This is a genomic window from uncultured Algibacter sp., assembly GCF_947487575.1.
GTDB lineage: Bacteria > Bacteroidota > Bacteroidia > Flavobacteriales > Flavobacteriaceae > Algibacter_B.
Map to the genome: position 1 here is coordinate 109,493 of NZ_CANKXG010000001.1, position 14,391 is coordinate 123,883.

Genomic DNA, 14,391 nt, shown 5'->3' on the forward strand with positions numbered 1-14,391 from the left:
TTGTATTATGTGATACTTCTAAAAAATATAAAATATGATACGTCCACCTCTCTAAATCATACTTCCGTCTAAAAAGAAACATTTCTTAAAAAAAAATAACGATATTGGAAAACGTATTTTTAAAATTCAGTTTAATTAGAATTTTTTTTTTTAAAGATTCTAATTATATAAATCGACACTAACAAACATAGATATGACAAGTAAAAACAACAAATCTGCATTAGCAACTTTAGTAACTGTATTTTTCTTTTGGGGCTTTATCGCTGCATCAAACGGTGTTTTTATTCCGTTTTGTAAAACGTATTTTAATATTGACCAGTTTCAGTCTCAACTTGTAGACTTTGCATTTTATGGAGCCTATTATATTGGTGCATTGTTACTATTTATCATGTCTAGTGCAGTAAAACGCGATATTTTAAATAATTGGGGTTACAAAAATGGTATTGTATATGGTTTATTATTATCTGCAATTGGTGCATTTATTATGTTTCCCGCTACTTCTGGAGCAGAACAGGGGCAAACCGCAGTGTTTTATTTTGTCCTTATAGTTTTGTTTATAGTTGGCTTAGGCTTCTCTTTACAACAAACTGCCGCAAACCCGTTTGCAATTGCTCTTGGTGACCCAAAAACAGGATCTCATAGGCTTAATTTAGCTGGTGGCATCAACTCTTTTGGAACTACCATTGGACCTGTAGTAGTAAGCCTTGTTATTTTTGGATCGGCATCATGGTCTACCAGCGAATTGGCAACTATGATAAAAAACAATGAAATTACATTAATAACGGTACAATGGCTTTATGTAGGTGTGGGATTGTTATTTTTACTTGCTGCTGCTTTATTTTACTTTTCTAAAAAACTACCAGATCTTAAATCTGACACTGCTTTTGAACCAGCAAACAAAGCAAGAAATTTATTGATTGTTTTAACGCTAGTTATCATTGGTTGCTTTGGATATATATTTAGCACATATTCTGGTAATGCTGTAGCTACTGAAAATTTAGAACAACAACGTTTGCTAGTTCTTTTTGTTGCTCTTTTTGCAGTAGTAGCTGCTATTTTTATTGCAAACACAAGTGCATCTAAAAAACCTGAAGGTTGGGGTGCTATGAAGTATCCACAACTGGTTTTAGGCATGCTAGCTATATTCACTTATGTTGGCGCAGAAGTAACTATCGGGAGTAATTTAGGTGAATTATTAAAAAAGAGTGTTGGTGATTCTGGTTTAAATGGTATTGGGTTACCTATTTTGAATGACTCAGAATTAGGTAAATATATATCATTGTATTGGGGCGGTTTAATGATTGGTCGTTGGGTAGGCGCAATTGCTGTCTTCAACCCAAGTAAAGGACTAAAAAAAATACTTCTTATTGCAGTACCTTATGTTGCCCTTGGAATAATAATTTTAGTAAATTCTATAAAATATAGTTTCTCTAAAGATGAAATTTTATTCTTCTCGGTATGTATTGCAGTTCAAATTTTAGGATTTTTCTATGCTAAAGACAATCCAGTAACCACACTAAAAACATTTAGCTTACTTGGTGCTGTAGCTATGTTAATCGGCTTGTTCTCATCAGGAAATATAGCCTTGTTTGCATTTTTATCTGGTGGCTTATTCTGTTCTATTATGTGGCCTTGTATATTCACCTTAAGTATTGCTGGATTAGGAAAATACACTTCTCAAGGTTCTGCTTTTTTAGTAATGATGATTCTAGGTGGTGCAATTATTCCTCCTGTTCAAGGTAAAATAGCAGATGTTTTTAGCATCCAATCATCATACTGGATTGCTGTAGCTTGTTTTGCCTATTTGGTGTTTTATGCTTTTAGAACTAAAACTGTTTTGGACAAACAAAACGTAACGTATTAAATAATTACATCAACTAAATTTACGACTAACTTTTTGTAGCTTTGGTTTCTATCAAAACAAACAAAATGTCTGATAATAAACGTGTCTTTTTAGTTGATGCCTTTGCATTAATTTTCCGCGGCTACTATGCCTTTATTAAAAACCCTAGAATCAACTCTAAAGGTCTAGATACCTCAGCAATAATGGGGTTTATGAATTCCCTTTTAGATGTTATAAAACGGGAACGTCCAGACCATTTGGCTGTTTGTTTTGATAAAGGCGGAAGTGCAGACCGTGTGGAAATGTACACCGAATACAAAGCCAATAGAGACGAAACCCCAGAGGCCATAAAAATTGCAGTACCTATTATTCAAGACATTTTGAAGGCCATGCATATCCCCATTATGGTTAAAGCGGGTTATGAAGCCGATGATGTTATTGGAACTCTTGCAAAGCAAGCCGAAAAAGAGGGCTATCAAACCTTTATGGTAACACCAGATAAGGATTTTGCACAATTGGTTTCTGAAAATATTTTTATGTATCGACCTATGTTTGGCGGTGGTTATGAAACTTGGGGGATTCCCGAGGTTCAAAAGAAATTTGAAGTAACAGACCCATTACAAGTCATTGACTTTTTAGGCATGATGGGCGATTCTAGCGATAACATTCCTGGATTACCTGGTGTTGGCGAAAAAACTGCAAAAAAGTTTTTAGCGGCTTACGGAAGTATGGAAGGTTTATTGGCTAATACAGACCAGCTGAAAGGTAAAATGAAAGAAAAGGTTGAAGCGAATATCGAATTAGGATTACTTTCAAAAAAACTAGCAACAATTATGTTAGATGTTCCTGTCACTTTTGATGCGAAAGATTTTGAATTAGACCAACCAGATATCCCTAAAGTAGTTGAGATTTTTCAAGAGTTAGAGTTTAGAAGATTGATTGATAATTTTACAAAAACATTTAGTGTTGAAGCCCAAGCAACAGCTAGTGAAACTGTACAATCATCCAACGCTAAAGCTACAGATGAAAAACCAAAAGCCACTCCTAAAGAACAAGCTTCGGCAGGTGCGGGTCAATTTTCTTTATTTGGAGCAGACCCTTCAAGTGGAACAGATACTGAAACAAGTTCAGCATCTTCGAGAAAAATAGCAGAAACAGTATCACATTTCTACCAAAGTGTAGGGTCTGGGATGGCAACCAAATTATTTATTAAAAACTTGATGAGCCAAACGTCTGTATGTTTTGATACAGAAACTACAGGTTTAAATCCGTTAACTGCAGAATTGGTTGGTATTGCCCTTTCTTGGGAAGTTGGTAAAGGGTTTTATATACCTTTTCCAGATGATAAAAACAAAGCTCAAGAACTGATTGAGCAATTACGTCCGTTTTTTGAAAGTGAAACCATTGAAAAAGTAGGTCAGAATTTAAAGTACGATATTAAAGTTTTAGCAAAATATAATGTTGAAGTTAAAGGCAAGTTGTTTGACACTATGTTAGCGCATTACTTAATAAATCCAGATATGCGTCATAATATGGATGTGTTGGCTGAAACGTATTTGAATTATACTCCAATTTCTATAACAGAATTAATAGGTAAAAAAGGAAAGAATCAATTATCAATGCGAGAGGTTCCTTTAGAAAAACAAACTGAATATGCAGTTGAAGATGCAGATATCACCTTACAATTAAAAGAACATTTTAAAACTGAATTAGGCGAAGCCAATACACAAAAACTGTTTGATGATATAGAAATTCCATTGCTACGTGTTTTAGCTGCTATGGAATTAGAAGGCATTAATTTAGATAAAGACTTTTTAAATGGATTATCTGAAGAATTGAATACTGATATTTCAAACCTAGAAAAAAGTATCTATGAGGCTGCTGGTGAAGAATTTAATATTGCATCTCCTAAACAGTTGGGTATTATTTTATTTGAAAAACTAAAGTTGGTTGATAAGCCTAAAAAAACCAAAACAGGTCAATATTCTACAGCAGAAGACGTGTTGAGTTATTTAGCAAAAGACCACGAGATTATTCAAAATATATTAGACTACAGAGGGCTTGCCAAATTGAAAAGCACGTATGTGGATGCATTACCGTTGCAGGTTGAAGACGCTACAGGCAGAGTGCATACTGATTACATGCAAACCGTTGCTGCTACAGGACGATTAAGTAGCAACAATCCCAACTTACAGAACATTCCTATTAGAACACAACGCGGGAGACAAGTGCGTAAAGCATTTGTACCTAGAAATGAAGATTATATTTTATTGGCTGCCGATTACAGCCAGATTGAACTTCGTATAATTGCCGCTTTAAGTAAAGAAGAAACCATGATTGAAGCTTTTAAAAATGGAGAAGATATTCATGCGTCTACCGCTTCAAAAGTATTTAATGTGACTATTAATGAAGTAACTCGGGAACAACGTAGTAATGCTAAAACAGTAAATTTTGGGATTATTTATGGCGTTTCTGCTTTCGGGTTAAGTAATCAAACTGATTTATCTAGAAGTGAAGCCAAAGAATTGATTGATACCTATTATGAAACCTATCCAAAACTTCGTGCTTACATGAGTGAACAGGTAGATTTTGCTCGTGATAATGGCTATGTACAAACTGTTTTAGGTCGCCGCCGTTATTTAAAAGATATCAATTCTAGGAATGCTGTGGTTCGTGGTGCTGCAGAACGTAATGCTGTAAACGCACCAATACAAGGTAGTGCTGCCGATATTATTAAAATTGCTATGATTAATATTTATAATAAACTTAAAGAAGGCGATTTTAAAACCAAAATGCTATTACAAGTGCATGATGAATTGGTATTTGATGTTTTTAAACCTGAATTAGAAACTATTAAAGAACTGGTAAAAACTGAAATGGAAAGTGCATTTAAACTAGAAGTGCCTTTGGATGTTGAGTTGGATACTGGTTTTAATTGGCTTGAAGCACACTAAAATATGATACTTAAGAAGACTTTAAATAGTTGGTTACATTTTAATATTGTTGAGTTAAAAAAACTCAATGGTTATGATAATGTCAATTACCTTGTAAAGAGTGATTCTGCCAAATATATTTTTAAAACCTATTCTTTTACCAAAGATATATTAGCTTTAGTGACTGCTGAAAACTACATTTTAAATCAACTTAACCACAATAACCAATTTCCAAAACCCATCGCTTTTACTGATGGTAATTTTATTAAAGTTGAAATTATTGATGGCAAGAAAACCATTTGCAGACTTTTAACGTTTTTAGATGGCGATTTTTTAGCTGAAACAGAACATACTGAAAAGCTCATGCAATCTTTTGGTTCTTTTTTAGGCCATTTAGATGTCCAGCTTTTAAAATTGAATAATCACGTTTTTAAAGGCAGACAGTGGGAATGGGATTTACAATACTTAGAGCATAACCGAAAATATATTGACTGTATTGAAAATCATCATAATCGGAATTTAGTTTTGTATTTCTTTCAACAGTATCAACAACATGTGCAACCCATTGCGCCTACTTTAAGGCGTTCTGTTATTCATAATGATGCTAATGAATGGAATGTATTAGTTAATAATAATTCAGTATCTGGATTTATTGATTTTGGAGATTTAGCGCATTCTTTTTTAATAAATGAGTTAGCTATTGCTTTAACGTATGTAGCTTATGATAAGGAAAACCCTTTACAATGGATGTTACCTATTATTAAGGCTTATCATAAAGTATTACCTCTAAAAACGGAAGAGTTAGATATTCTTTATTATCTCATCGCTGGCCGATTATGTACTAGCGTTTGTAATTCTGCTAATGCTAAAAAAGAAGACCCAAATAATACATATGCTACAGTAAGTGAAAAAAATGCTTGGAATATGTTGCACAAATGGATTTCTATAAATCCTATAAAAGCTAAAAACGCATTTTATAAAGCAGCGGCTTTTAATATAGAACCTGTAAAGACGGCAAATGATGTGTTACAAGAACGCAATCATCATTTTTGCAGTAATTTATCAGTTAGTTACGATTCGCCTATCTATATGAAAGGCTCTGCGTTTCAATATATGTACGATGCTCATGGAAATACTTTTTTGGATGCCTATAATAATATTCCACATGTGGGACATTCTAACCCAAATGTAGTAGCTGCTGGCACTAAACAAATGGCGCAACTTAATACCAACACACGTTATTTATATGATGAACTTCAAGACTATGCTGAAAAGCTTTTATCTAAATTCCCTAATGCTTTAAACAAAGTGTTTTTTGTGAATTCTGGAAGTGCTGCAAGCGACTTAGCAATACGTTTAACCCATGCGCACACCAATAAAAAACATGTAATGGTTATGGAACATGGTTACCATGGTAATACCCAACTATCTATAGATATTAGCGATTATAAGTTTAGTAATAAAAAAGGGCAAGGTCAAAAAAATCATATTATAAAAACACCAATTCCGGACACTTACAGAGGTCAATATACCAATAACAATGGTACAGCTGGACAACAATATGCCGAAGATGCTATTAGAGCTATAGAACAAAGCGAGAAGTCAATCGCTGCTTTTATTTCAGAACCTGTTGTGGGTTGTGGTGGGCAGGTGCCTTTAGCAAAAGACTATTTAAAACACATTTACCCAGCCATTAGAAAACAAGGTGGTGTTTGTATTAGCGACGAAGTACAAACTGGTTTTGGGCGTTTGGGAGATGTTTTTTGGGGTTTCGAAGCTCAAGAAGTTGTACCTGATATCGTGATATTAGGAAAACCCATAGCAAACGGTCATCCAATGGGGGCTGTAGTTTGTACAACAGAAATTGCCAATAGTTTTAGTAAAGGTGTGGAGTTTTTTAGTTCGTTTGGTGGTAATCCAGTATCGTGTGCCATTGCTAATGCAGTATTACAAGAAATTGACGCTGGTAAATTACAACAAAACGCAAAAGATGTTGGCAAGTACTACCGCTCTCAATTCAGAGCTTTAAAGAAAAAATATAGCTGTATTGGAGATATAAGAGGCTCTGGTTTATTTATTGGTGTAGAAATTGTCAAAGAAAATACTATAGAACCAAATACAGAATTGGCGCATCATATAAAAAATGAATTACGCAATCGTTTCATCTTAGTTAGTACAGATGGCCCTTATGATAGTGTGATAAAATCTAAACCGCCTTTATGCTTTACTAAAGAAAATGCTAAGACTGTTGTAAATGCTATTTCATGTGTTTTAGAAACTTATTATGCTTGATTAAAAACTCATTAATATCAAAAATGTTAAAATTGGTAAGGACATAAAATATATAGCGACAACTTATTAGTTAATAAGCTTTCACTATGTTTTTTAAAAAAGTCCTACTTAGTATTTTTCTTTTTTGTTCGATAAATATTAGTGCGCAATGCTGTTCTGGTGGTGTCCCTTTATCAAACAATTTAGGCTTATCACAAGAAGATAAAGGCACGCTACAAATAGGTTTAAATTATGACTACAATAATTTAAATACTCTAAAATCAGGGCTAAAAAAATTAAATGAAAAATTCAGATTGCGAACTACGCACTCTGTATTATTAAATACAAGCTATGCAATTACTAATAACTTTTCAGCAGAAGGGTTATTAACATGGGTAAACCAACGTCGAATTATTACAAGTCAGTTTGATAATAGCAAAAATATAGAAGCCTCATCAGGAATAGGAGATGCTATCCTTTTGTTAAAATATCGCTTTCGTGATATCTATTCTAAAAACAGTGACTTAACTTTAGGCTTTGGAACAAAAATGCCTTTAGGCTCTTCTACTGAATTAGACTCAAGAGGTATTCTATTGATAAACGATTTACAACCCGGAAGCAATGCTTGGGACTTTATTTATTGGTTATCAACTTCAAAACGCTTTAATTTTAGACCTTCATTGAATACATCGCTTCGATTCACTTACAGAAATACTGGAACTGACAATGAATACCTTGGAAACTCAACCTATAAATATGGTAATGAATTTCAAGGATTCTTAAGTTTTTCAGATCAATTTGTTTTTTTTAAAGCTCTTATAAACCCTAGTCTATCGTTTAAATACAGAAATGCGGTAAAAGATCAAGTAGATGGAGAAGCATTAGAAAATACTGGAGGAGATTGGATATTTATAATTCCAAATTTTTCAATAGATATTACACCAAATATAGCTTTCTCTACAAGAGCAGAATTACCGCTTTACAGTAATATTATTGGCACACAATTAACACCCACATACAGAATTACAACTGGATTTTTATTCAAAATTAAGCCAAAAACAAAAAAGCTTTTTATCCAAACTTAATTATAAAACTATGAAAAAGTATATCTTAAAACTTATTGTAATGCTATTAATCATTTCTTGTAGTAGCATCTCTGATGATAATGACCAAAATGGAATTGGCGGTCCAAGTTCAACTCCTATAAACGAAACAACAAATGATAACTCATGGTTAATTCCTATTAACGAAATAAGAGATGGTGGACCAGGAAAAGATGGTATTCCTTCTATAGACAGCCCAAACTTTACAAATGCAAAGGATGTTGATTTTTTAAATGATAATGATTTAGTAATTGGTATTATTAATAATAATGAAGTAAAAGCTTATCCGCATATCATTATGGATTGGCATGAAGTTAGTAATGATCAAGTTGGCAATGATTTTGTTACTATAAATTACTGCCCATTAACTGGTACCGCTTTTGCATGGGAAAGTATAGCAGATGGAACACGAAGTTCTTTTGGTGTATCTGGATTACTTTATAATGCTAATTTGATTTTATATGATAGAAATACAGATAGCAATTGGTCTCAATTGGGTTTAGAGTGTATTAATGGAGAACTAATAAGTGCTAAACCTATTTTGCTAGATGTAGTTGAAACAGACTGGAAAACATGGAAAGCTTTGTATCCAGATTCTAAAATTTTGAATAGGCAAACTGGATTTTCTAGAACTTATGGGACATCACCCTATGGTAATTACGCCACTAATAATGATTTTTTTATTTTTAGACCTGATATTATAAATTCTACACTACCCCATAAAGAACGTGTATATTGCATAATTGATGATAACACATCAAAAGCTTATCAATTTTCAAGTTTTGCTGGAGGTAAAGTAATTAAAGACTCCTTAAATGAGAAAGATTATTTAATAGTTGGTAATGAATTTATAATTAATGCTTTCGAGCTTTCACCTGAATATGCTAACACCAATTTCCAATACGAATTTAATGAGGCTGAGGGGACCATTTTTATCGATGATTCTGGAAATGCATGGTCTATTTTTGGAGAAATTATATCTGGCCCAAATGCTGGAGAATCTTTAGGCAAAGCTAAATCTGTAGTTAGTTATTGGTTTGCTATTGCTGCATTTTATCCAAATCCAGAAATCTACACTTAATTATAGACATATTAAAAAAGGCTGAAATCAAAATTTTGATTTCAGCCTTTTTTAATACTAGATTTCTATAAATTTCTCAAAAAGAAGTTCTGTAGCTATATCACTTAATTCACCAAAAGGATCTGCTGACACATAAGCTGCTCTATCTCCTACAAACCTAACTGTTGCTGAATCAGATAATCCGCCTGTAGAAGTAAGTGTAAGGGTATTATCTTCAAAACTCCAGGTTCCTATTTGTTCATTAACATCAACACATGTATAGATTGGATTAGTAGGATTTGTATTTATAACCAAATCTAAAACTGCAACTTCCAAAGTAACAGTATTATCTGCTCTTAAATCTATAGAAAGCACATAACAAGCTAAGTTAGGTAATGCTGTTTGCAGCCCTAGGGCTTCTTCCTGTTTTTCAGGCGTAATAGAAGTATCTATCACAAAATCTGATAATACCCAATACCCAACAATTTGATTGACTTCGTTTTTTTTATCCTCAGTATCATCAGAAGAATTTGAACATGATAATGTAAATAGCAAAAATGATAAAGTAATGATTTTAATAATTTTCATTTGAATTTAATTTTATGTTTATTATGTATACATAAACATAAATTAAAAATGTCATCATTAAAATTTATAAAAAAAAAATTAACTACTAAAGACATAAGTTAGCGTCGCTTTTTCTTTGATTTAAATTTAGCTTTATTCTTGCGCTTATTAAAAGGAATAGCATCATCAAAAGTATGTTTTGCTTCACCACTAGGTTTATTTTTACGCCACTTTTCTGTCTTTTCAGGAAGTAAGACATCTAATAAATCCTGTCGCCCAAGTTTATTCAAAGTCTTTTTAATCCACGCTTTGTTTTCATCTTTATACCAAAAGAAAAAACGATGTTGCTCATCTTTTTCTTTGCGAGTTATGGGCGTGTTTACTTTTTTTAGAGTGTATGGGTGATAACCACTATAATAAATAACTGTAGCCACCGTCATGGGTGTAGGCGTAAAGCCTTGAACTTGTTCAAGTTGAAAGCCCATGTCTTTAGTTTCTGCAGCCAAATTAGCCATGTCTTCAGCTTCACAAGCTGGATGATTCGAAATAAAATAAGGTATCAATTGTAGTTTCAACCCTTTCTTAATATTAATCTTATCAAAACGTTCCTTAAACTTATGGAAATAACTAAAAGACGGTTTTCTCATCAATTTCAATACAGGATCACTTGTGTGTTCTGGCGCTACTTTAAGTCTTCCAGAAACGTGTTTTGTCATGACCTCTTCGGTATAATCATCCAACTCTTTAGGGTCGGCATTTTTATTAAATTCAGGCACCAACATATCGTGGCGAATACCACTACCAATAAACGATTTCTTCACTTTCGGATGACTATCAACCGCTTGATATAAATCTGTTAAAGGCTTATGAGACGTATCCAGATTGCTACAAATCACAGGCGAAATACAACTAGGCGCTACACACTTATCACAAATGGACTGAACTTTCCCTTTCATCTTGTACATATTCGCACTTGGGCCACCAATATCAGACAAATAGCCTTTAAAATCTGGCATATTTGCAACCTTATCTACCTCTCGCAATACCGATTCCTGACTACGAGACGCAATAAACTTCCCTTGGTGAGCAGAAATAGTACAGAAACTACACCCTCCAAAACACCCACGGTGAATGTTAATAGAAAACTTAATCATTTCAAACGCAGGTATTGGTCCGCGCTTATTATATTTTGGGTGAGGCATTCGTGTATAAGGCAACTCAAAAGACGCATCAATTTCATCCTCAGTCATTGTAGGGTAAGGCGGATTAATCATCAAGGTCTTATCACCTACCTTCTGAAAAATACGTCTAGCAGCCAATTTATTACTCTCCTGCTCTATTGTTTTAAAATTAGAAGCATATTTCTTTTTATCCTTTAAGCAAACCTCATGCGATACAATTTCAACATCTTCCCAATTACTATTTTTTGGAACTTTAGCATCCGCATCCAATAAAATAGCAGTTTGCTTAATAGTAGTAATACTAGAAAATGGAACCCCTTTTTGCAACAAACGTACCACTTCTCGTAAGGGTTGCTCGCCCATACCATACACCAACATATCCGCTTTCGAAGATTCTAAAATAGTAGGCATAAGCTTATCACTCCAATAATCATAATGGGTTACACGTCGCAACGATGCTTCAATCCCCCCAATTAAAACCGGCACATCAGGCCATTTTTCCTTTAAAATATTCGAATACACCGTACTCGCATAATCCGGCCTAAACCCTATATCACCATTTGGCGTATACGCATCCTTATCGCGGCGTTTTTTATTCGCATTATAATTACTAATCATGGGATCCATACAACCACCAGTTACCCCAAAAAACAATTTTGGAGCACCCAATTTCACAAAATCCTGAAGATTATCATTCACGTTAGGCTGCGGCACAATAGCCACACGCAAACCGTAACTCTCTAAAATCCGACCAATAACGGCAGGTCCAAACGACGGATGATCCACATAAGCATCACCGCTAAACAAAATCACGTCCAGCGCATCCCAACCGCGTATTTTCACCTCTTTATTTGTGGTAGGCAACCAATCCGAAAGCTTTAATTCCTCCATAGCACTGCAAAAATAAGCAAAAAACAACGCTTACACATTATAAGTCAATTAATTTGGGCGTTACCACAAGGGTCGGGCTTTCACTACTCAATCCCTCCTATATCGGGGATTTCAAACATGCCGTTCAATCCCTAACGCAAGCCTGCTTGCAAGAGTCACTACTCTAGTCATTAGTCAAAATAAAGAATGAAACGAATAACCAAAAACAATACCTAAGTAAAAAGGTCAACACCCTAATCAATTCGCAGAATTGAACGTCAAGGCGCAGAATAGATGAAGAAAAGTTCCGAGAACAGGAGAACGCAGTTCTACGCGGAGTTTTCAAATCGGTTTTAATACCTATTCTATCGGAATAAAAAATTCCTCGGCTTGAACTTGATTTTTTGGTTCGTTTTGCATCAAGGCAAAATGAACAAAATATATTTATTTTAACTAATTTTGCAACCTGATTTACAAAAATGAGTATCATTTCAAAAGACATACAAAAAGCCATTTCACTACTAAGTGCAGATACACTCGTTGCCATACCTACCGAAACAGTATATGGTCTCGCAGGCAACATTTTTAGTGAAATAGCAATAAAAAGTATTTTTGAAACTAAAAAACGCCCATTTTTCAACCCGCTAATCGTTCATATACCATCAATAAGTGCCTTAAATGATATTGTAAGTCATATCCCAGAAAAAGCAAAATTATTAGCTGAAGCCTTCTGGCCTGGGCCAATGACTTTAGTTTTAAAAAAACAATCTATAATCCCTGATTTAATCACTGCTGGAAAAACTACCGTTGCAGTCCGTGTACCAAATCATCCAGTAACCTTAGAACTTTTAAAGCAGTTACCATTCCCTTTAGCAGCACCTAGTGCAAATCCTTTTGGAAACATTAGCCCCACAAAACCAGAACATGTAGAGCGTTATTTTAAAGATGTTATCGGTCAAGTTTTAGATGGTGGCGCATGTACAAATGGTATAGAATCAACCATTATAGGCTTTAAAAATGATGAACCAATCATTTATCGTTTAGGCGCATTAGCTATAGAAGATATTGAATCTGTTGTGGGGAAAGTAGCCATAAAAAACAAAAAAGAAGAGAGTCCAGATGCCCCAGGGATGTTAGAACGTCATTACGCTCCGGCAACGAAAACCTTCTTAACGGATGCTATTTCAAAAGAAATAAAAAAGCACCGTGGCAAAAACATTGGCATTCTTACTTTCAAAGAAGACTTAAATGACGAAACTATAACCACACAAATCATCTTATCTAAAAAAGGCGATATGCAAGAAGCAGCATCAAAACTTTATGATGCTATGCACGATTTAGACCATCAAAATTTAGACGTTATAATCGCTGAAAAATTTCCAGATTTTGGACTAGGAAAATCAATTAACGACAGGTTGCAACGTGCTACATTTAGTAGTTAAATTTCTTTGGCTCCAGCTACCTGATTTTCAACCATAAAAAAACCTCAAACTAGGTTTGGTAATCCAATAGTTTATCGTAAATTTGCAAACTCTTTTTTAAGAGAGGAATGTTTAATAATTAAAAAATCAAAGTGTGGACACATTAAGCTACAAAACGATTTCAGCAAACAAAGCTACTGTAAATAAGGAGTGGGTTTTGGTTGATGCTGAAGGTCAAGCGCTTGGTCGTTTAGCTTCTAAAGTTGCAAAACTTATAAGAGGTAAGCACAAGCCAAACTTCACACCTCATGTTGATTGCGGAGATAATGTTATCATTATCAATGCCGAAAAAATCACGTTATCTGGTAACAAATGGACTGACAAGTCATACATTCGTCACACCGGATACCCAGGAGGTCAAAAAAGTTTAACTGCTACAGAATTGTTTGGAAAAGATCCTGCAAGAGTAGTAGAAAAAGCGGTTAAAGGCATGTTACCTAAAAACAAATTAGGAGCGGCTTTATTCCGTAATTTAACAGTTGTTGTTGGAACAGAGCATGCTCATGCAGCTCAAAAGCCAAAAGCAATAAATCTAGAAGAATTTAAATAACATGGAAGTAATTCACAAAATTGGCCGTAGAAAAACGGCTGTTGCGCGCGCTTATGTTGCCCCAGGAAAAGGAAACATTACAATCAATAAAAAAGACTTAGCTAATTATTTTACTACTGCTACTTTACAGTACAAAGTAAAACAACCATTAGTTTTGACTAACAATGACGCCAACTTTGATATTACAGTAAATGTATATGGAGGTGGTATTACTGGACAAGCTGAGGCTGTTCGTTTAGCAATTTCTCGTGCAATGTGCGAAGTTGATGCAGAGAACAGATTAACACTTAAACCAGAAGGTTTATTAACAAGAGACCCAAGAATGGTTGAACGTAAAAAATTCGGTCAGAAGAAAGCTCGTAAGAAGTTTCAATTCTCTAAACGTTAATATTCTGGACATGGTTCAGGATCTGTTTACCAGATTTCTTTATCATTTTCAAATCAAAATTATAAATTAAAACAGTTATTGTTGTCCTAGTGTAAAAACAGGATTTAGTTTAGCATCTAAATGAAGCCAAGAGCCAAAAGCAAA

At 34.2% G+C, this 14,391-nt stretch carries 10 protein-coding genes; 8 read left to right on the forward strand and 2 right to left on the reverse strand.

Features of this window, described 5'->3' with window-relative positions; genetic code table 11:
* Positions 1 to 193: 193 nt before the first annotated feature.
* The 5 genes from Q0870_RS00435 (at position 194) to Q0870_RS00455 (ending at position 9,231) form a co-directional block, all read left to right on the forward strand.
* Positions 194 to 1,864: an MFS transporter gene (locus Q0870_RS00435; RefSeq protein WP_298550088.1), complete on the forward strand. Its 1,671-nt coding sequence runs from the start codon at positions 194 to 196 to the stop codon at positions 1,862 to 1,864.
* Positions 1,865 to 1,929: 65 nt separating this feature from the next.
* Complete coding sequence (polA, locus tag Q0870_RS00440; protein ID WP_298550090.1) at positions 1,930 to 4,797, forward strand: DNA polymerase I; 2,868 nt, start codon at positions 1,930 to 1,932, stop codon at positions 4,795 to 4,797.
* Between the two features lie 3 nt (positions 4,798 to 4,800).
* Positions 4,801 to 7,068 carry an aminotransferase class III-fold pyridoxal phosphate-dependent enzyme gene (locus Q0870_RS00445; protein ID WP_298550092.1) on the forward strand — a complete coding sequence of 756 codons (2,268 nt, stop codon included), beginning with the start codon at positions 4,801 to 4,803 and terminating at the stop codon, positions 7,066 to 7,068.
* 86 nt (positions 7,069 to 7,154) lie between these two features.
* Complete coding sequence (locus tag Q0870_RS00450; protein WP_298550093.1) at positions 7,155 to 8,132, forward strand: hypothetical protein; 978 nt, start codon at positions 7,155 to 7,157, stop codon at positions 8,130 to 8,132.
* Positions 8,133 to 8,142: 10 nt separating this feature from the next.
* Entirely contained in the window at positions 8,143 to 9,231 is a 1,089-nt protein-coding gene (locus tag Q0870_RS00455) for a DUF3179 domain-containing protein (protein ID WP_298550095.1), read from the forward strand.
* A gap of 57 nt (positions 9,232 to 9,288) precedes the next feature.
* Here the strand turns inward: Q0870_RS00455 and Q0870_RS00460 are convergent, their stop codons facing one another.
* Together Q0870_RS00460 and Q0870_RS00465 are read right to left on the reverse strand one after the other, a co-directional pair.
* A complete protein-coding gene (locus Q0870_RS00460; RefSeq protein ID WP_298550097.1) occupies positions 9,289 to 9,798 on the reverse strand; it encodes a hypothetical protein in 510 nt (169 codons plus the stop codon).
* 98 nt (positions 9,799 to 9,896) lie between these two features.
* Positions 9,897 to 11,849 carry a YgiQ family radical SAM protein gene (locus Q0870_RS00465; protein WP_298550099.1) on the reverse strand — a complete coding sequence of 651 codons (1,953 nt, stop codon included), beginning with the start codon at positions 11,847 to 11,849 and terminating at the stop codon, positions 9,897 to 9,899.
* A 458-nt stretch (positions 11,850 to 12,307) separates the two neighbouring features.
* On the opposite strand from Q0870_RS00465, the gene Q0870_RS00470 reads away from it, so the two are divergent.
* From Q0870_RS00470 to rpsI, 3 genes are all read left to right on the forward strand, one after another.
* A complete protein-coding gene (locus Q0870_RS00470) occupies positions 12,308 to 13,270 on the forward strand; it encodes an L-threonylcarbamoyladenylate synthase (RefSeq protein WP_298550101.1) in 963 nt (320 codons plus the stop codon).
* Positions 13,271 to 13,403: 133 nt separating this feature from the next.
* Positions 13,404 to 13,859 (forward strand): 50S ribosomal protein L13, encoded by a 456-nt coding sequence (gene rplM, locus Q0870_RS00475; RefSeq protein ID WP_298550103.1) that lies wholly within the window; start codon positions 13,404 to 13,406, stop codon positions 13,857 to 13,859.
* Between the two features lies 1 nt (position 13,860).
* A complete protein-coding gene (rpsI, locus tag Q0870_RS00480; protein ID WP_282122869.1) occupies positions 13,861 to 14,247 on the forward strand; it encodes a 30S ribosomal protein S9 in 387 nt (128 codons plus the stop codon).
* The last annotated feature ends 144 nt before the right edge of the window (positions 14,248 to 14,391 follow it).

What these genes read in the sequence shown, in the direction of transcription:
- Q0870_RS00455 (WP_298550095.1), top strand. Translation starts at nt 8,143, where the DNA reads ATGAAAAAGTATATCTTAAAACTTATTGTAATGCTATTAATCATTTCT.
- Q0870_RS00470 (WP_298550101.1), top strand. Translation starts at nt 12,308, where the DNA reads ATGAGTATCATTTCAAAAGACATACAAAAAGCCATTTCACTACTAAGT.
- Q0870_RS00445 (WP_298550092.1), top strand. Translation starts at nt 4,801, where the DNA reads ATGATACTTAAGAAGACTTTAAATAGTTGGTTACATTTTAATATTGTT.
- rpsI (WP_282122869.1), top strand. Translation starts at nt 13,861, where the DNA reads ATGGAAGTAATTCACAAAATTGGCCGTAGAAAAACGGCTGTTGCGCGC.
- Q0870_RS00465 (WP_298550099.1), bottom strand. Translation starts at nt 11,849, where the DNA reads ATGGAGGAATTAAAGCTTTCGGATTGGTTGCCTACCACAAATAAAGAG.
- polA (WP_298550090.1), top strand. Translation starts at nt 1,930, where the DNA reads ATGTCTGATAATAAACGTGTCTTTTTAGTTGATGCCTTTGCATTAATT.
- Q0870_RS00460 (WP_298550097.1), bottom strand. Translation starts at nt 9,798, where the DNA reads ATGAAAATTATTAAAATCATTACTTTATCATTTTTGCTATTTACATTA.
- Q0870_RS00450 (WP_298550093.1), top strand. Translation starts at nt 7,155, where the DNA reads ATGTTTTTTAAAAAAGTCCTACTTAGTATTTTTCTTTTTTGTTCGATA.
- Q0870_RS00435 (WP_298550088.1), top strand. Translation starts at nt 194, where the DNA reads ATGACAAGTAAAAACAACAAATCTGCATTAGCAACTTTAGTAACTGTA.